Raw genomic sequence first — 17,742 nt, forward strand, 5'->3', positions numbered from 1 at the left:
TCCATCCCGATTATTGAATTGATTAGGAAAATATCCTGAACGCGGTTATGATGACGAGGCCTAAGATGAATAGTCGAAAATCCTACGTGCCACTGGACAGCCGTTACGCCGAACGCGTCGCTGTCACGTGTCGAGTGCGTTACGTCGGTGAGGTCCCAACACAGCCGCACCAAGGCGAAGGGCTCACCAAGAACATATCAGTTTCCGGATGCCATGTTATCAGTGACCGCCCCGTCACGCGTGGGACACTACTGACCCTTATCATTGCCCTGCCCGATGGGTTACCGCAATTCTCGATCAAATCGGCGCATGTTGTATGGGTCTCAGGTTGCCAGTTTTCCGTCCGATTTATGGACCTGAGTCGCGACCACCGAAAACGGCTGCAAGCGTTCATCTGGAAGAGCATCTCCCACACCACCGTGAGTGATCAACGAACACGATTCCGACTTATATAGTCCCGCCTCCACTACACCCTGTCGGTTTCTCCTACTCCATAGCGCGTTCAAACGGCACATCGGGTCCAAGCCACTCGTAAACTGTTTCATCGTCACGCGTGTCTTTCGAATTGATACCGACTTGTTGATTGACTGCTCATATCTCACCCCACTTCCGGATGGACGGGTACCCCTCCCCTAGGGGGAAGGCAAGGTCGGTGCTCAGCGGTAGCTTTCATCCATAACGAAGTCCCAACAGGAGGAGGGTGACTATGAGACAGATGAAACACATAAGCGGCTCAAAAGCCCATCACTCCCATGGCTCGATCGAACGCCGAAGAATGACAAGGACCAGCGTGTCCTTCGGCCTGATGTATTCTGGAATCACAGAAGAAGATGTTTTGATTGGAGACGGTACGGTGGTAGACCTGTCTGATGGTGGATTGGGCATTCGTGGAGATGCCCCTGTCCAAGTTGGTATGGACCTCACATTGTTCCTATATCTAGCTGACAGTGAAGATCTCTTGTTCGTCGTAGAGGCGACGGTTGCCTGGACAAAGGGACATTTGTTTGGTGTCATCCCGGACGAACACAGCCTCCGCGACGGCGGTCGCCTGCAGTCGTTCCTCCGCTCCCAAGGTGTTGGTCAGGCCTAGTTGGTTCGCTGTCGGTGATCGCGACTGGGAAATGGAGGCTGTGTTTTGGCAATGTGGTCCCTATCACATAGAACGCGACAATCACCTGACTGTTATGTAATCGCCGAGCCTCTTTCTCTTTCATGTTGATGTGTCATCTGACCTTGTTTTTCACTTAGCCACATGCTAACTTTTGGTGAGTAACCACTTACTCACCATGAACAGGACAAAAAAGCCGTCTCCCCAACCTCATTCCCCCTCGCGAACATCAGGTCATGAGCGACAAGCCAGCTTGATCAGTGCCGCGGCGGCGCTCTTTGCAGCCAATGGGTTTACCGGAACGACCACGAAGGAAATCGCCAAGGCAGCCGGCGTCAGTGAGGCCCTGCTTTTCAAACACTTCCCGACGAAGCATGCACTGTATACCGCAATTCTAGCGGAAAAAGCCCAATATTCCGGGCTACGAGAGGCAGTCGAAGAAGCCGCCAAAAGGCAAGATGATGCACGGCTCTTCACGTTGCTGGCCAGCTATCGGATCAGAAAGGGCGCGGATCCGACATTGCTTCGCTTGCTCCTGTTCAGTGCCTTGGAGGGACATGAATTGTCCGACATGTTTTTTCAGAAGCAGTATCGCGTCTTTCACGATCTCCTCGCCGGCTATATTCGCCGACGCATTGACGACGGCGCGTTCCGTCCGGTCGATCCATTGCTTACGGCCAGAGCGTTTTTTGGGATCATCGTCCACCATCGACTGCTGCACGATATCTTTGGTTTGCCGATGCACCTGACCCACGAAAAAACGGTGGCGGAATATGTGTCGCTTTTCCTTGGCGGGCTCGTTCGACAATCGCCGAGCGCGTAAGCGACCAGCACTGACATGAGCCAACTATCCCGATATCCATTTGTGATTCTTGGGATCATCATCTTTTTCGCCGTCACGGCTCTTGTCGTCTTCCGTCTGAGCACAGGCGCTAAAACCGACACCAACAAGACACGGCTTATCACGGTAGGAGTGATATCCCCGCTGAGGCAGGATCTCGACATTCGCCTGGCCTATACGGCGGACATCTCACCCTATCAAGTCGTCAATGTCTTTTCACGGGTCGACGGTTACATCGCGAAACTGCATGTCGATAAGGGTGATTTTGTGAGGGCCAATCAGTTGCTCGTCGAAATCGACCATACGGACTATCAACATGCCGTCGATCAGGCAAAAGCCAATCTTTCAGCGGCCAAGGCGAAAGTATCACAACAAGACGCCGCGGTGCGCAACGCCAAACTGACCCTCGATCGCATGCAAGCCCTCATCAAAGATCAATTTGTTTCACAACAAGATTTGGACAACGCGCAGGTCAACTCTGATGCCGCTATCGCCGCACAAGAATCCTTGCACGCGCAGGTCAAACAGATGGAGGTCGCACTGGCTCAAGCGGAGACCAATCTGACCTACTCCTATATCCGCGCCCCGTTTTCCGGCTATATCGCGGAACGAAATCTGGATACCGGTGCCTATGTCACCGGCGCGACCGCAAGTACATCGACCATGTCGCGGGGCATTATGAGCCTGCACGACATCAATACCGTCCGGGTGCTGATCGAAGTCGTCGAAAAAGAGATTCCGCTGGTGAAGATCGGACAAAAGGCTGAGCTTCGGGCCGAAGCGTATCCAGATCACGTGTTCGAGGGAACCGTCACGCGTATCGTTCAAGCCCTGAATCGTGCCACGCGTACCATGACTGTGGAAGTCGATTTACCCAACAAGGATCTCCGGTTAAAAGGCGGCATGTTCGCGAGGGTTGAGGTGATGGTGGGGACCCATCTTCAGGCGTTGCAGATTCCCATCGACGCCGTCAGTCGGCTGGAGGATACGCAGTACGTCTATGTCGTTCGGGAGGGGAAAGCCCAACGGGTAGATATTGCAATCGGTGCCCGTAACGGGAACCGCGTAGAAATCACCAAAGGTCTGACCGGCAGCGAAGAGGTCATCGTCTCCGGCAAAGATATAATACACGACGGCACACCCGTGCGCACTCAACCCCTTCCTCAGCCATCGGACTTGAATACTGACGGGAAGAGCTGAACGGGAGCCATCATACGCTTTGCCCTATTTCTTAAGATGACCTCCTGATCAGCACTCAGCGATCATTACTCCGTTGCTCCGATATGTGGCTGACCTTACTCGCATTACGCAATCGCATCGGCATCCTGATGCTATCGCTCGCGATGGTGGTATTGGGCTTGACGTCCCTCCAGCGATTGCCGGTTGATCTGTTCCCGCAAATCCAGGTCCCGGTCGCCTTCGTAGGGGTCATTTACAAAGGGGCGCCTCCTCTCGATATTGAACAGAGCGTCGTGTACCCGATCGAAAAAGCGGTCAGCTCAGCCTCCAATGTCGAACACGTCGAGTCATTCAGTAAGCAGGGTATCGGCGCGGTGCAAATCTGGTTCAATTGGGGAGCAGACATCAACGTCGGACAAATGGAGGTGATGCAGCGCATCACACAGATTCTGAACAGCCTCCCACCCGGCATTCTGCAGCCCTTTATCGTCAAGTTCGACGTCTCCAATATTCCCGTCTCGATCGTGTCGGTATCGAGCGACGAGCTGGACGAACGCGCACTGTACGATTTGGCATACAACACCATCGCTCCACAAATCGAACAGATCGCCAATGTCGCGGCGGCGACCGTCGAGGGGGGCAAGATCCGCCAAATCAACATCAACCTTGATCCGGCACTGCTCAGCGCGCGCGGGCTTTCGATTCTCGACGTCGTGAATTCCGTCAAAGCCGCCAACCTGATTTTGCCTTCAGGCGATATCAAAGCAGGCAACCTGGACTACAACGTCTTCACCAACAATCAGTTTCGGACGGTCGAGCCGATCCAAGACGTCATCGTGAAAGTCAATCCGCTGGGCAACCCGGTTCGCGTGCGCGATGTGGGGACCGTGACGGACTCGTCCGACATTCAAACGAACATCGTGCATGCCGATGGAGCCAAATCGGTATTTCTTCGAGTGAACAAGCAACCGATCGCCAATACGGTCGAAGTCGTGGACGCCCTGCGCGCCGCGCTCCCCAAGATGTTCGGCATTCCCGAAGGAGTGAAGCTCGGCATCTCGTTCGATCAATCCCTCTATATTCGGCAATCCATCAACAATCTCGTTGAACAAGCCCTCCACGGCTCGTTGTTGGCAGCGGCTGTGATTCTCATCTTCCTGCGCAACCTCACCAGTACCCTGATCGTTTCCGTTGCCATCCCACTGTCCATGCTGGTGACGTTTATCGTGCTCTATTTCACCGGACAGACGCTCAATGTTTTCACGCTCGGGGGACTCGCACTGGGCATCGGCCGCCTCGTTGATGATTCCATCGTGGAACTGGAAAATATCCAACGCCATCTCAATGCCAATCCCAATCGGTGGACCGGCATTCTGGACGCCGCACGGGAGGTGGCGATGCCGATCTTTGCCTCCACCGTCACGACGGTGGTGGTCTTCCTCCCGATGTTTTTCGTCGTCGGCGTCGCGCGTCTGCTGCTGATTCCATTGACCGTCACGATCGCCATTGCGCTCTTCACGTCTTTTTTGGTGTCCCGCACGGTCACGCCGGCGCTCTGCTACAAATTTCTCAAACCTGAGCAAGAGGCCTGGCGGTCGATGCCGACTTGGTTTGTCAACCTGATGGAGTGGAGCCGTAACCGGTATGAATCCCTCGATAGGAGTTACGAAGACTCGTTACGGTGGGTACTGGGCCATCGCCGAATCTTCATCATCGCAGTCCTGCTGATCTTCCTCGGATCGCTGACGTTGGTTCCCATGATCGGAACGGAATTCCTGCCGGTGTCCGATGAGAGCCAATTTCGCATCGTCCTACGGGCTCCCGTCGGCCAACGAGTTGAAAAGACGGAGCAGCAGGTCTCGGAAGTCGAGCGCGTCCTTCGCGCGAACATTCCAGCCGCCGAACTGGAGACGATTGTCTCCAGCACGGGGATTTTGTCGCAAGGCCGCTCGTCCCTTTTCAATCCCAATACGGGCCCCCACACCTCTTCGATTCAAGTGTACCTCGCCGACCCGGCGAAGCGGACCAGAAATCAGGTCGAGATCATGAACGATGTGCGTCCCAAGATCGTCAAACTCTTCCCCGGCGTGTCGATGTATTTCGATCCCGGGGGTCTCGTCAAACGCGTTACCAGCTTCGGCTCGCAAAAGGCCGTGGACGTGGAAATTTATGGATATGACTTCGACAAAGCGAGGGACGTCATCGCCCGCGTCAAGGAGATCATGGAGCGGATTCCCGGCCTGGCTGATATCGAACCGAGCCGGGAAGAGAACTACCCGGAGGTCAACGTCACCGTCGATCGAGAGAAAGCGGCCTTACTCGGCATCAGCGAAGCCAATGTCGCCAACGCCGTGCTCTTTTCATTGAACGGAAACGGCCAAACCGACCCGATCATTTACACGGACCCGCAAAACGGCAACGAGTATTTCATCAGCGCGTGGCTTGCCGAGGAGCACAGGAAGAATCTCACTGATCTGGAGAATATTTTACTCACGACCAAACTCGGTGAGCCGGTCTTGCTGAAGAACGTGGCGTCGCTCAAGTTGAATGCCGGACCGGTGAAAGTCGATCGGAAGTATTTCCAGCGCGTGGTCCATATTACGGCGAATCCAATCAATCGACCGCTCGGCGACATCGCCGATGACCTCGAGTCGTCGTTCGCCGATCTTCAGCTGCCGGCCGGGTTCAGCATCAAGCTGGCGGGCCAAATTCAGCAGCAGCGCGAAACCTTCCAAGGGTTGCAGTTTGCGATCGTCCTGGCGCTCGTGTTGGTCTACATGGTGATGGCCGCACAATTTAAGTCGCTCATCGATCCATTCATCATCATGTTTTCGGTGCCGATGGGCTTTCCCGGTGTCATCTTGATCCTCTTCCTGACGAATACGACGCTGTCCACCACATCGATGATGGGCATCATCATGATGTTCGGAATCGTCGTCTCGAACGGCGTCCTGCTGGTCGATTACACCAACGTGCTCCGCCGTAGAGGCGAACCACTTCACCGTGCGGTCGTGACCGCAGCGCGAACCAGACTGCGCCCGATTCTCATGACTTCACTGGCCACGGTCTTCGGCCTCCTTCCCATGGCGATCGGCCTCGGAACCGGCGGCGAAACCAACGCGCCCTTGGCACGGGCGGTCGTCGGAGGCTTGAGCGTCTCCACGCTCCTCACGCTGTTTCTCGTCCCCACGCTGTACGCGATTTTAGAAGAACGGTTCCCAAGAAGACTGGATTTGCAGACGGGAGATCACGTGCAAACTTCGGCCGGCGAGGTTCCTGTCACGGAGTGACGCTCGTCAGCTCTCAACAGCGTTTGGGAACAAGGATTTCAGCTGCATGGCCAGCCCGATATCTCCTGTGATCTGCAAACGCCCGGACATCGCCATCGCCATGCCGCTCATCTGTCCATTGAGGATCTTGATGCAATCTTCTCCGGCCATCGACAGGGTCACATGCGGATCGGCGTGGGTGCCGTCCTTCACGACACAGGTGCCGTTGTGCACCAGCAGTTGATACTGGCCGCCCTGAGTGCCTTGCAGATCGAACTGGTATACCGCCTCGACATCTTCCGCTGCATCCTTATCCAATTTTGACGGAAGCGCATCGAGCACTTCTCTGATGGTCTTGGCTTTCATGAATAGACGTAGTCCCTCAATAACAATGAACGCTGCCGGGGGCGCACTATCGCGCCCCCGAAGCAATCTTCATGTGGTTGAAACCCTCTAGTACCGGAGAGTCGCTGTCGCGACACTGCGCCGGGCGCCGAAGAACTCCCTCGAAAAGGACTCGACGACCGTGGGATCATAGCCCTTGCAGCTGAAAATGTCGAGGTAGGCGTGATTGGTTTCGTTGGCGAAATGACCGCTGATCAATGAGGTGGAGATCAACTGCACCATGGAATACCCGGCCACAGGGCCTTCGCCGAAATCGACGACCTGACATTCCCCGAAGCGCTTCATATCGATGAGCTCACACAACTCAACGACGTAGCGTTTGATATAGGCGGCATCACGGATAAGATCGGGATTGCAATCGTGGAGGTCTACTGCCGTGCAGAGTCCCCATGCCTTGCCGCTTCCCACCATGTCTTGGACAGGTCGAGCAGCCGCCGCAGGGGCGTTGGTCGGTAAGATCGTGGACTCGGAACTAGCCGAGGTACTCATAGAGGGTTGTTCCCTTTCTGTAAGAGGGTTGAGCGGACAGGAACTGTCATGCGTGAACTATACCATGATTTTTTCGCCGCGCACGTGAAGGTCAAGAAAATTTCGGCTCTATCGGCGAAACCCTCGTCGATCGGTTGACAAGGTCTCCATGCTCAGGAAACAATACATCCTCATGGAATCTTCCTTAGACATGTCCCGGACCGAAATTCCCGATCGCCTTTGCACCTGGTGCAAGGTTCCCATGAAGAAGCGACTGGTCGGCGGCGAGCGGTTCATCCATTACACCTGCCCCAAGTGCGTCTTTCAGCACACGACCAGGCTGGGGCCGAAGCCTCAGACATCGCACCGATAAACATCGCTCCCGTCAGGTGGTCCACCTTGACCATTAATAGTACTTCTCGCGATAGATAGGACAGAGCCCCTTGGCCTGAATACTTGTCGTTACGTCTTTGATCATGTGCCCGTTGCCGCATAGATAGACGGCTAAATCGCCAATCGATGTGACTCGTTCCTCGATGAGCCCATTCACCCGCCCTTTGGCTCCTGTCCAACCCGGTCCAGGGCGAGACAGGGTCGTCACAAATGAGAACTGCGGATGACGGTCTGCCAATGCTCGAAACTCGTCCTGGTAATACAGGTCGCGCTCGTACCGTAGCCCCCAAACAAGCGTCACCGGCTGAATACTGTTCCGTTCAAGATACGTCAATAGCATGGATCGAAAAGGCGCAATTCCTGTTCCGGTTGCGACAAACAGGATCCGCTTGTTTAGGTCATCCCGTAGAACAAAAGACCCGGCCGGCCCCTTAAAGGTCACCGGATCGCCTTCCCGAAGACCATGGAGGAAAGTCGACCCAGGCCCTCCCGGTACCAAATTGAAGAGCAGCAGCAACCGGTCAGAAATGAAAGGAGGTGAAGCAATCGAATAGGGACGCGTAACCGGATATGGATAGCCGTCCTTCGGCACGTCAAATGAGATAAATTGACCTGCCTTGAAGGCGATTTCCTTCGGCTCGCGAAGCGTCAGCTCCAATTCCCGGACATCGTGCGTCAAGTCCCTGATCCGACTCACCGTAGATTGAAAGGATGCTATTGCCATCCTGCATCTCTCTTCCGACCTTCATTGCACTCTTTACCGTAACACATGCGATTATTCGCCGGTATCGATCACCCACCTCAGGCTTCTCACCTGAACTGGCTTTTCCCGCAGATTATGAGCGACGAGGCACGTGCACGACCCAGGTCGCCGGAAAAAGGTGAGCAAGGAGCTGTGGCGTCTTCCGAGAATGAAGAATTCTTTCAATCAAGCACGATTTCCAGTGATAGGGCCTGGAGGAGTTCGAAGCGGACCGCGACCTACACGACCTGATGACCGAACCCCGTCTCTGCAATGCTTTAGATGAGGAACCACGGCCGAATGTGGCCCGCTGGCTTAATGCCGGCACCGCTCAGCCACGTGAGAAACTACGCTGGACATGGTCATCGAGAATGTGGGTCAATCGGTCTCGATTTTCGGGGCTGATCGAAATAATCTTGGCGCCCAATTTGGGAGGCCGCACGTGGATAACTTCCAACTCACAGGTTAAGGTCTTTCCGCGCTCCAGCTCGATCACGAGTCGGAGTTCCTCCCCACTCTTGACATACAGACGGCTCTCAAGGCGCACTCCGGCCTCGCTGACATCAAGAACCTTGCAGGGTGCCGAGAGCGCTCCTCGCTGCAACCGACCGATACGGCCGACATCAACACGAGAATGCTTTCGTTTGAATCCCATCGGCAATCCTTCCTGTTGGCGGCATCATAGCAGGAGGATGGACGATGCCAAAGACAATTGGCGAAACCGTTAGAGTTCTTTCACCGACGTTCGTACCGGCTCCATACGCTGACGATTGACCCCAAGATCGCCGCTGATATCTCTTGACCAAGAGGTCAATAGGATACGGTCGCCAGTGTCGGGGGTGTTTCAGCTTGAGTTTCGACTTTTACCGATATGCGCCCGACAATCCGGCCGTTTTCGGTCTCTACATCCACCCGCCAGTCCCCTGGATCGAGACGCTGCTTGAAGCTATAGGCCCGATACCCTCCTTCGCGTCCGCCTGAGATCTTGATGGGAATTCTGTCTGCATGCATGAAGGGTGCCTTATCATTCGGACGGAAATACCAGTGGTGATAGATCGTCGTGTTGAGCTCGACGGGAGCAAACACCGCCGTGAAACAATAGATCGGTTCGTCGGAAGGGAAGGTCGTATCTGAACGTTTCCAGACCTGATACCACTGTTTCTCGAAAGACAGCTCGAACTGATCTCCGGTTCGCTTGACTTCATGATACATCCCGCCGAACTTGAGGGACAGCGGCACCGGCGGGATCCAATTCAGAAAATAGAAACCTACGAGGAGCGCGATACATCCGGCCGCAGGGACGGTGACCCCGATCGCTTCCCGTTTCGACCGGTCGGGGTTATTGCGGTAGATCAGATGAACCACCCGGAACGTAACGGCCAGGGTCAGGGCGGCGCCGATCAGAAAAACCACCGCGTTCATGTACCCCGTCATCACTGGAAGAAAGAATGTGAAAAAAGCGAAACACACCACCGCGTACAGGCTGACAAGCAGCCGGAGATTCGACAATCGATCACGTATAAACTCGTTGGCCACCAGAAGCACGATGAGGAGGGCATAGAAGACCGCGGTCCCGGTCAACGTGGCACTGCGTGAATAGAAGATCGCATAGGCACTGAACAGACCGCCCAGCAGGAACTGACTCGCCATCGGGTAGTACGGACGACTCTTCAACACCCAGCGCATAACGGGGGAACCCTGTTCGTGATCCGGGAGCGCCTCATTGCCCAATCGCCCCGTCAGCACAACCAGCGCACCGAGCAATGCGAGATACAACATCAGGATCAGGTTGTCCTGAAGCCGATCGATCCGTGTGAGGGTCACGGTGTCATAGGTGACGCCCGAGAGAAAGAACACTGCCGGCATGAAGGGTTTGGCGAGCAGAGATTGGATTCTCACAAAGGGGCTCATGTCCCCACTGTGCAAAATCCGCGTGAATTGATCAACGAAAATGCTGTTCCGAAACCACAGTGCGTTTAGCTGGTCGGTGTCCTCAACTGATCAGATGAACGCCGGCAGCGGCGCATAGACAACGGGATGGCCGATCACCCGTTCCAACCATGCAGCCATGGCGTCTACGGGGAGCGGTGTTTGATTGAGGCGGGCTTCGATCTTAAACTGCCCTTTGAGTCCGACGATCCCGATAATCGCGGAGGCATCCTCACCGTCAGGCAACAACGCCTGTGTCTGAAACTCGCACAGCGTGGCGTACAGAACACCGTCGGGTTGAATCGTGTTCAGCACCTCGGGTAAATCATCCAGTGGGCAGTGGACCGAGCAGCGATAGGCAAGTCTCGATCCCGGCTCGATACTCTGGAACTCCGTCAAGGCTGCTTCAGAAAACCCCGTCAGATAGGCCCGAACTCCAGCCGGTTCCGGGTTGAACGTCTCCGCAAGCTTACTGGCCGGCACGAGGAATTCAAACGCATCGGATGTGTTGTACTCGAACTGGCAGGGACCGAACGCATCGGGCCATGAGCAGAAAAACGGAATAGAAGAGTCGGAAGACCGGAGGACGACCACATTCTTCTCCACATGAGTTTCAATCGGCAAATCCAAGACGGCAATCGCTTCCAGAAACGCCGTCCGCCGCTCATCCAACCAGCGCATCCGGTCGGCGTCGCCGCGCGTTTCCCCGGGGGTGATCACCGCTTGGGTTTGGAGACGAATGCGGATGAACGAGTGAGCGTGCCGAAACCCGATCCAGAACATGCCGCGTTGATCGTGATAGCGCAACACCTCTCGAATTCGCCAGGGATGGCTGATAGAGCAATACGTGCCGATGTCTTGATGACGTTGGTAGACCGTATGATAGGCCCCGGATAGGAGAAAGAAATCGCCGCGCCACTTTTCCCGCACATGAATCTGGGTAACGTCCTCGGTCGCCCAGGGATCCAGGTGATCGAAGTCGTCGGGAGAAGTAACGGTCCATTCCTCAACGTAGCAGATCACATCGTGGGCCGGCGCGATCGGCTTCAATCCCAGCGTGCCAAGCCGATCCCCCACCGCAAGGGCCTGGCCGAAGGTCAATGGCGCCGTCGTTTCCCAACGCTGCTCACGCACGGTGAATGTTCCTCGAAATCAACGCGAGATCGTGGTCGACGCTCAGGAAGAGAACGCCACCGTCCTCAGGTTCCCTGTGCCTCGCACGTTCAGCGTGTTACCGTACCGGACGTAGCGCCTTCTGTTCAATCGTCGTGTCGCCGATCAATCGGTCGATTCCGTCTTTCAAGGTCGACGCCAATTGCTCCTGCACATCATCTTCATTGAACCAAAAGACGGTTCGATTCCGCCCGCCTTCAATGGTACGAGTCGTCGTGCTTCGATCCGCCAGGTTTCTGGCCTGGATCGTAAACCGGCTGCTGGTATCGATGACCGTTGAAAAAATCCGACTCTTTGCATGAGTAGAGAACTCCTGCACCTGCCCGCTGATCACGATATCCGCGTCAGGCACCGTGCTGGCGGGTGCCGCCCGAACGTCCCATGGGCGTTCCCGCCACCCACGGACTTTCAGCCGGTCAGCCAACCGCTGGGCAATCACATCACCGAGCCGCTCACCCTCCACGTTGAAGTACGTGGCTCCTCCCCAGATATGCGTGCGCATACCCACTCGACTCTTGTCCGCCCGCCGATCGTCGAACGGTTCAATCACGATTTTCACAGGCTCGGCGTCGGACACCTGAGCTTGAGGTTGTTTCGTCTGGAGATCGACCTGCCGAACATCGCCTTTCCCCGCACAACCGCCCAGCATCAGAGCACACATGAATCCACACAGTGACAACCGCACACGCCAATCCTTCACAGCATCCTCCCTCTCAAGGTTCACAAACAGTGGAGCCCAGTCTACCCAAGTTAGGTTTCAGAGACAATTGCTAGAACAGGGTCATGGGGTGACGATGGGGAGCATCGACCGGAACGTCTCACACGCCATCCGGGCCAAGTGGCCGGACTGGATGCGCTGGTCCCCGAGCGGCACACAGTGGACGACTTTCATGAACGATCGCTCCGCCAGCACGGCGGCGATTTGGGCCTTGCGGTCGTGGGTGATGGGCAGTGTATAGCCTTCGCCTCGTTTCCACTCCCATAATGACGGTGCCAGTGAGAGCTCCAAATCTTTTCCCGCAAGCTGGTGAAATCGGCCGAGCAGCTGCCGCTTGTAGCGTTGAATTCCAGCTCCTTCCAGCAAGAGTGCACAAGCCACGTGATGTCCCCACCAGACCAATGTGCGAAACGTGAATTTGTTTACGCCGGCAAAGTATTTTGGGCAATCGAGGTATTGATACGGAAAATCCTCCAGATGCTCGCCTTTCACCAGCTGATGGACCTTCGGATCGAAATCAGGAGGCGTGATGAGCGACAGACCGGCGAGTTCCTGCTGCAACGCCCCGCGTGTCGCTTCGAGCAGAATTCTGATCTTTGTCGTGACGGCCGCCTTCTTCCTGAAGAATTGAGCATCGGCGAGAAGCTCGGTTTCTTCAGGGGTGAATGTCGGAGGAGCCGTCATAATAGGGCCGGGCGCGCGTGATGCTCTCGCCTGCTTGACGTTCGGCTACTTCTGGCGTGTCTCAAATGCCGCGACCATCAATTCGTACTGCCGACGGCAGTCAGTACACCGCAAGAGCACGAGATCCTGAAACACATCCATTTCACGAAGCGTCAGAGACGCATGATGAGTCGACACGCACGCCTTCAGGAGAGCTTCACCATCCCCTTCATCATGACATGCATCCTCTTGGGCGGTTTGTTGAGCCAAAGGTACTTTCGATATGATCCTGGCGACCGTCAGATGATGGGCCGACTTACACGAACTGCAGGAGAGGACGACCACGCGTTCATCTGTCATCCGCCGTACCGTCACGCACAGGGGGTGAACAGACCAACACTGTTGTAGAAACGCCCCGCTTCGGATGACCTGCGCCATAGTCGTTTCCAGGAACAGTCACGCGGCTCGAGAAGCGTTCACAAGGTTCAGCTGACTCGATCTGAGATCGAAAAAGCAGGAACACCACTCGCCAATGATAAGGCTGCAGACCAGACTTTGTACGATGAGCGCATCGTGGAAGATGGCCAACCGGAATTCATGACACCGCGGCCACAGGAGACACTTCCTGCTTAGGAGAAGGTGAGACAGTCCCTTCCTGAACCGAACGGCAAGTTTTGCACACCCGAGGTCGGGCCTTCAGAAAAGAGACTTTCCCGCTGGCGAGACAGCTATAATGAACGAACTCGTCACAGATTGTGCAACGGGACCAGCCTCCCCGCAAGAGAGTCTTATCCCGATAGAGGTCTTCTTGGCAAACTCTGCACAGACGCGGTTGTGCCGGAAGCAACATCGGCTCCCATTCGCCGCCGCCTTTTCGAATACTCATAGCAGGTCAGTATAACGGGGCGACCAACGGAAAAACAAGCGAAGGGGAACAGATGCGTGGACTGAATGGGTTTGCTAAATCGACGTCTGATGGCGAGATAGAACCTAAATCCTAACGACGGATGTCCTTGCGGATCTCATGCAACACCTTCTCCCCTTCCTGTTCGGCGGCTTTAGCCCACCAGCTTCCCAATTCTCGTCATGCAGTACGCCACTTCTTCACAGACGTGATGGGTTCACTGAATACGCCCACTAGAAATCTCCTCAGCTTGTTCAATATTGCTCAGCTTCCAAGACTCTGGAACGCCTATCGTAGGAGGTACTGCAATATTCATCTGAACGAGGAGGTTGCCATGGTATCTATTCCAAAAGTTGTTGGTGTCCTGTCATGTAGTTTCTTACTGTGCCTGAGCTTGTCCACTGTCGCATCGTCTGCAGACAAGCTCAACATAGGCGAATCGGGGGGAAAGGTATTGACGGTGGATGATAAAGACAGGTTTGTGCCGGGCAAGGAGGTCAAGGGCGAAATAGTGAAGATCGATGGTGAGAACTATGTCGTCAGAGAGGCCTCTGGGGCTGAGGTACGCATGCATGTTAATTCCAGCACCGAAAAGAGATCAAGCATCATTCCTAAAGTGGGAGAACATGTTCTTGCGAAAGTAGATGCTAAGGGTCACGCAGTTTCGTTTCTTACAGACGCACCTATTTCCCGCTGACGCTTTCCGTAGTCGGCAAGCACGCCTCAATCGGAGAATAGCTGGTCATTTCTCGTCGAGTTGGCAGGGTGGTTCTGCTTCGGACCATCTGCCGACTCCAACGAGGCGCTCTTCTGATTCACACGACTCAGCATGACAGAGCCTTAGGATCATTGTGTGATGGTCCGAAAGACGGTAGAAGCACATCTGTTCTGGGGAAAATGTGACCTGTCCCACTAGCTGTGGGCCTGCTGGCGTCTAGGAAACCTCTCGTATGACCCGGCATGGATTGCCGGCGGCGAAAACACCCTCGGGAATGTCCCGCGTCACGACGCTTCCCGCTCCGATTACCGAGCGCGCGCCGATATGGACGCCGGCCAGGATGAGCGCACCGCCGCCGACCCAGACATCCGCCCCAATGTGCACCGGCTTTCCAAACTCCCGTTCTCTACGCAGACCGGCATCGAAAGGATGCAGTGGCGTGAGGATCTGCACTCCCGGGCCGAACAGCGTGTGGTCTCCTATTCGGACTTCGCAGACATCGAGCACGATGCAATTGAAATTGAAGAACACGCGCGAGCCGAGATGAATGTTCGATCCATAGTCGCAATAAAACGGCGGCTGCATCCACACGGTGTCACCGCCTGTGCCGAAGAGATCCTGCACAATTCGGCGTCGCTGAGCGTGTTCGCATTCCCGCGTGTCGTTCAACTCACGGCATAAATCACGCGCCCGTTCACGCGCAGCCACTAACTCGGCATCGAGCGGGTTGTAGAGATCGCCGGCCAGCATCTTCTGGCGCTCAATGCTCATTTCCTCATCCTGCTTCATTTAGGGCTGATCTGTGTCCTTCTTCTCGCTTGTAGACGGGAGCACGATGAAATGCGGCACATTTTCCGCCGACCCTGTGGTTCCGTCAAGACTCACCTAGGACCACCGATGACCAACTACTTTTGAATCTTCTTGTCTGGTGCTTTCTTCGCCCTTGCTTACCCCATTTCATGAGAGGGAGCTCGGTGGTCTCCTCATTGCGCGCATGCACCGAGCACCTCCCATAACCTTACACTTTAATCAGTCCCGCGTACGCGGTGCGCGAGCACAGGAGACCATGAGATCCCTCCCCCATCCCCCCGTTTGACTCATCCCCAAATCGTTTGTTACTCTCCGCGCGGGTTGGAGCCGGTCCCTCAACACAGGCGAGCGTTCATGAATATTGCGGAGTATCTCGAACAGAAACGAATCGAGGTCGATCGCTTCTTGGATCAAGTGGCCCCACCGGCCGCCGTGCCGCCTACGACACTGCATGACAGCCTTCGGTACAGTCTCATGGCGGGTGGGAAACGGGTTCGGCCGATCTTAACAATCGCGGCGGCGGAAGCCCTGGGCCAAACCCCGCCCGGCCTCATGGCGGTTGCCTGCTCGCTGGAACTCATCCACACCTATTCGCTGATCCACGACGATCTGCCGTCGATGGACAATGACGATTATCGGCGTGGCAAACCGACGAACCATAAAGTGTATGGCGAAGCAATGGCCATCCTCGCCGGCGACGCGCTGTTGACGATGGCCTTCGATCTGATCAGCAGGCCGGATCTTATGAAAGGCTGCGATCCGGTACGGCAGGTTCGAATCATTCAAGAATTGGCCTTTGGATCCGGCAATCTGGGCATGGTGGGCGGCCAGGTCTTCGATATCCAAGCGGAAAATCAGGACATCGACCTCCCTACCCTTCAGAACATTCACAAGCACAAGACCGGCATGCTCATTCGCGCCGCGGTCCGTATGGGCGCCATTGCCGCCGGAGCGAACGACCGGCAACTTGACGACATGACCGGCTATGCCGAAGACATTGGGCTGGCCTTTCAGATCGCCGACGACGTGTTGAATGTGACGGGCACGCGCGAGGAACTTGGCAAGAATCCCAACACCGATGCCGAGCGCGGGAAGAAGACCTATCCGACGTTTTACGGAGTGGATGGGGCCAAGAAACTGGCCGACGACTGCGTAAGCCACGCCATCAACCGGCTCTCATCATTTGGTCCTTCCGCCGACCCGTTGCGAGAGATCGCTCGCTATATCACAAACCGCAAGAACTGATGTCGTTCGTGAAACGTATCACGTGACACGTACACCCATACAATCGAGCGTTCATCTTCATTTGAGTCGCTCTATGTTCGCCTCGCGCAGAAAGCGAGGCCTCACTGAAGGCTGGCGAAGCGGGCTTTACGCTGCACGCTGCACGTCTTTCTCATGAAAGCGCTTGTGACCGGAGCGACCGGGTTTGTCGGCGCCGCTGTCGTTCGTGCCTTGCTCAAGACCGGCGTCGACGTCCGTGTGATTGCCCGCCCTGGAAGCGATTCGACCAATCTCCGCTCTCTGAACGTCGAGAACGTCCTTGGCGATCTCCGCGATAAAGAATCTCTTCAGCAAGCCCTCGCCGGCTGCCGACACCTTTACCATGTCGCCGCTCACTATGCCCTGTGGGCGAAAGACCCTTCGATCTTCTATGACATCAATGTGGCCGGCACCAGAAATTTGCTGGAAGCCGCGCGTGATGTCGGTGTAGAACGCACGGTCTACTGCAGCACCATCGGCGCGATCGGCTTGCCGCCGGGCGGAGGACTCGGTACAGAGGAGACCCCAGTCTCCCTCGAACAGATGGCAGGCCACTATAAGCGCTCGAAATATCTGGCCGAGCAGGAGGTGCACAAGCTGGCCAAAGCAGGGTTGCCCGTCGTCATCGTCAACCCCAGCGCGCCCGTCGGTGAAGGCGACGTGAAACCGACGCCGACCGGCCAAGTGATCGTCGATTTTATGAAGGGCCGGATGCCGGCGTATATTGAAACCGGCATGAACATCATCGACGTCGACGATGTAGCCACCGGTCACCTCCTCGCAATGGCGAAGGGCCGGCAGGGGGAACGATACATACTCGGCAGTACGAACCTGTTGCTTCGCGAAGTGTTCGAGATTCTCAGCAAGCTGACCGGCCTCAAGGCCCCGGCCCTCAAGTTGCCGAGAGGCGCCGTGCTACCGCTCGCCTATCTCAATCACTGGCTCGCCAACCTGACTGGGTATCCCCCGCGCATTCCGCTGGAGGGCGTGAAAATGGCCAAGTACAAAATGCACTACGATTGCTCCAAGGCGATTCGAGAACTGGGCCTGCCCCAACATCCGCCCGAGGTCGCACTGGGAAAAGCCGTGCGCTGGTTCCGCGATCACCAGTACGTATGACGTCTCGCGGGCCGCAATTCCACGAATGACACGTAAGTGG

General features: G+C 55.8%; 18 protein-coding genes. 8 read left to right on the forward strand and 10 right to left on the reverse strand.

What is annotated here, in order from left to right:
- Window positions 1-65 precede the first annotated feature (65 nt).
- The 5 genes from H8K04_16215 to H8K04_16235 all read left to right on the forward strand — a co-directional run bounded on the left by H8K04_16215 (window position 66) and on the right by H8K04_16235 (window position 6,418).
- Window positions 66-455 (forward strand): PilZ domain-containing protein, encoded by a 390-nt coding sequence (locus tag H8K04_16215; protein UVT15339.1) that lies wholly within the window; start codon window positions 66-68, stop codon window positions 453-455.
- A gap of 251 nt (window positions 456-706) precedes the next feature.
- Window positions 707-1,090 (forward strand): PilZ domain-containing protein, encoded by a 384-nt coding sequence (locus tag H8K04_16220; protein UVT15340.1) that lies wholly within the window; start codon window positions 707-709, stop codon window positions 1,088-1,090.
- A 196-nt stretch (window positions 1,091-1,286) separates the two neighbouring features.
- Window positions 1,287-1,931: a TetR/AcrR family transcriptional regulator gene (locus tag H8K04_16225; GenBank protein ID UVT15341.1), complete on the forward strand. Its 645-nt coding sequence runs from the start codon at window positions 1,287-1,289 to the stop codon at window positions 1,929-1,931.
- Window positions 1,932-1,946: 15 nt separating this feature from the next.
- Window positions 1,947-3,149 carry an efflux RND transporter periplasmic adaptor subunit gene (locus H8K04_16230; protein UVT15342.1) on the forward strand — a complete coding sequence of 401 codons (1,203 nt, stop codon included), beginning with the start codon at window positions 1,947-1,949 and terminating at the stop codon, window positions 3,147-3,149.
- Window positions 3,150-3,232: 83 nt separating this feature from the next.
- The gene (locus H8K04_16235) at window positions 3,233-6,418 is read left to right on the forward strand and encodes an efflux RND transporter permease subunit (GenBank protein ID UVT15343.1); all 3,186 of its coding nucleotides are present in this window, start codon (window positions 3,233-3,235) and stop codon (window positions 6,416-6,418) included.
- Between the two features lie 6 nt (window positions 6,419-6,424).
- Here the strand turns inward: H8K04_16235 and H8K04_16240 are convergent, their stop codons facing one another.
- From H8K04_16240 to H8K04_16280, 9 genes are all read right to left on the reverse strand, one after another.
- On the reverse strand, window positions 6,425-6,763 hold the full coding sequence (locus H8K04_16240; protein UVT15344.1) for an SCP2 sterol-binding domain-containing protein: 339 nt from the start codon (window positions 6,761-6,763) through the stop codon (window positions 6,425-6,427).
- An 87-nt stretch (window positions 6,764-6,850) separates the two neighbouring features.
- The gene (locus tag H8K04_16245) at window positions 6,851-7,291 is read right to left on the reverse strand and encodes an S-adenosylmethionine decarboxylase (GenBank protein ID UVT15345.1); all 441 of its coding nucleotides are present in this window, start codon (window positions 7,289-7,291) and stop codon (window positions 6,851-6,853) included.
- 385 nt (window positions 7,292-7,676) lie between these two features.
- Window positions 7,677-8,387 carry a hypothetical protein gene (locus H8K04_16250; protein UVT15346.1) on the reverse strand — a complete coding sequence of 237 codons (711 nt, stop codon included), beginning with the start codon at window positions 8,385-8,387 and terminating at the stop codon, window positions 7,677-7,679.
- A gap of 349 nt (window positions 8,388-8,736) precedes the next feature.
- Window positions 8,737-9,060, reverse strand: coding sequence for a PilZ domain-containing protein (locus H8K04_16255; protein ID UVT15347.1), 324 nt, complete (start codon window positions 9,058-9,060; stop codon window positions 8,737-8,739).
- A gap of 155 nt (window positions 9,061-9,215) precedes the next feature.
- Entirely contained in the window at window positions 9,216-10,304 is a 1,089-nt protein-coding gene (locus H8K04_16260) for a DUF2914 domain-containing protein (protein UVT15348.1), read from the reverse strand.
- Between the two features lie 102 nt (window positions 10,305-10,406).
- Complete coding sequence (locus H8K04_16265; GenBank protein UVT15349.1) at window positions 10,407-11,468, reverse strand: hypothetical protein; 1,062 nt, start codon at window positions 11,466-11,468, stop codon at window positions 10,407-10,409.
- Window positions 11,469-11,565: 97 nt separating this feature from the next.
- A complete protein-coding gene (locus tag H8K04_16270; protein UVT15350.1) occupies window positions 11,566-12,207 on the reverse strand; it encodes a hypothetical protein in 642 nt (213 codons plus the stop codon).
- A gap of 81 nt (window positions 12,208-12,288) precedes the next feature.
- Complete coding sequence (locus H8K04_16275; GenBank protein ID UVT15351.1) at window positions 12,289-12,909, reverse strand: hypothetical protein; 621 nt, start codon at window positions 12,907-12,909, stop codon at window positions 12,289-12,291.
- A gap of 45 nt (window positions 12,910-12,954) precedes the next feature.
- Entirely contained in the window at window positions 12,955-13,326 is a 372-nt protein-coding gene (locus H8K04_16280; protein UVT15352.1) for a hypothetical protein, read from the reverse strand.
- An 800-nt stretch (window positions 13,327-14,126) separates the two neighbouring features.
- On the opposite strand from H8K04_16280, the gene H8K04_16285 reads away from it, so the two are divergent.
- Window positions 14,127-14,489, forward strand: coding sequence for a hypothetical protein (locus H8K04_16285; protein UVT15353.1), 363 nt, complete (start codon window positions 14,127-14,129; stop codon window positions 14,487-14,489).
- A gap of 237 nt (window positions 14,490-14,726) precedes the next feature.
- Here H8K04_16285 and H8K04_16290 read toward each other — a convergent pair whose 3' ends face one another.
- Complete coding sequence (locus H8K04_16290) at window positions 14,727-15,281, reverse strand: sugar O-acetyltransferase (GenBank protein UVT15354.1); 555 nt, start codon at window positions 15,279-15,281, stop codon at window positions 14,727-14,729.
- 393 nt (window positions 15,282-15,674) lie between these two features.
- Between H8K04_16290 and H8K04_16295 the strand changes: the two genes are divergently transcribed.
- Window positions 15,675-16,565, forward strand: a complete 891-nt coding sequence (locus tag H8K04_16295; protein ID UVT15355.1) for a polyprenyl synthetase family protein — start codon at window positions 15,675-15,677, stop codon at window positions 16,563-16,565.
- Between the two features lie 153 nt (window positions 16,566-16,718).
- The gene (locus H8K04_16300) at window positions 16,719-17,702 is read left to right on the forward strand and encodes an NAD-dependent epimerase/dehydratase family protein (protein UVT15356.1); all 984 of its coding nucleotides are present in this window, start codon (window positions 16,719-16,721) and stop codon (window positions 17,700-17,702) included.
- Window positions 17,703-17,742 lie beyond the last annotated feature (40 nt).

The organism is Nitrospira sp., from assembly GCA_024760525.1.
In the GTDB taxonomy this organism is placed as follows: Bacteria; Nitrospirota; Nitrospiria; order Nitrospirales; family Nitrospiraceae; genus Nitrospira_D.

Excerpts from the sequence above, each read along its gene's own strand:
- H8K04_16225 (UVT15341.1), top strand. The coding sequence starts at position 1,287 with ATGAACAGGACAAAAAAGCCGTCTCCCCAACCTCATTCCCCCTCGCGA.
- H8K04_16230 (UVT15342.1), top strand. The coding sequence starts at position 1,947 with ATGAGCCAACTATCCCGATATCCATTTGTGATTCTTGGGATCATCATC.
- H8K04_16300 (UVT15356.1), top strand. The coding sequence starts at position 16,719 with ATGAAAGCGCTTGTGACCGGAGCGACCGGGTTTGTCGGCGCCGCTGTC.
- H8K04_16285 (UVT15353.1), top strand. The coding sequence starts at position 14,127 with ATGGTATCTATTCCAAAAGTTGTTGGTGTCCTGTCATGTAGTTTCTTA.
- H8K04_16245 (UVT15345.1), bottom strand. The coding sequence starts at position 7,291 with ATGAGTACCTCGGCTAGTTCCGAGTCCACGATCTTACCGACCAACGCC.
- H8K04_16220 (UVT15340.1), top strand. The coding sequence starts at position 707 with ATGAGACAGATGAAACACATAAGCGGCTCAAAAGCCCATCACTCCCAT.
- H8K04_16275 (UVT15351.1), bottom strand. The coding sequence starts at position 12,909 with ATGACGGCTCCTCCGACATTCACCCCTGAAGAAACCGAGCTTCTCGCC.
- H8K04_16250 (UVT15346.1), bottom strand. The coding sequence starts at position 8,387 with ATGGCAATAGCATCCTTTCAATCTACGGTGAGTCGGATCAGGGACTTG.
- H8K04_16240 (UVT15344.1), bottom strand. The coding sequence starts at position 6,763 with ATGAAAGCCAAGACCATCAGAGAAGTGCTCGATGCGCTTCCGTCAAAA.
- H8K04_16215 (UVT15339.1), top strand. The coding sequence starts at position 66 with ATGAATAGTCGAAAATCCTACGTGCCACTGGACAGCCGTTACGCCGAA.
- H8K04_16280 (UVT15352.1), bottom strand. The coding sequence starts at position 13,326 with ATGGCGCAGGTCATCCGAAGCGGGGCGTTTCTACAACAGTGTTGGTCT.
- H8K04_16255 (UVT15347.1), bottom strand. The coding sequence starts at position 9,060 with ATGGGATTCAAACGAAAGCATTCTCGTGTTGATGTCGGCCGTATCGGT.
- H8K04_16295 (UVT15355.1), top strand. The coding sequence starts at position 15,675 with ATGAATATTGCGGAGTATCTCGAACAGAAACGAATCGAGGTCGATCGC.
- H8K04_16290 (UVT15354.1), bottom strand. The coding sequence starts at position 15,281 with ATGAGCATTGAGCGCCAGAAGATGCTGGCCGGCGATCTCTACAACCCG.
- H8K04_16235 (UVT15343.1), top strand. The coding sequence starts at position 3,233 with ATGTGGCTGACCTTACTCGCATTACGCAATCGCATCGGCATCCTGATG.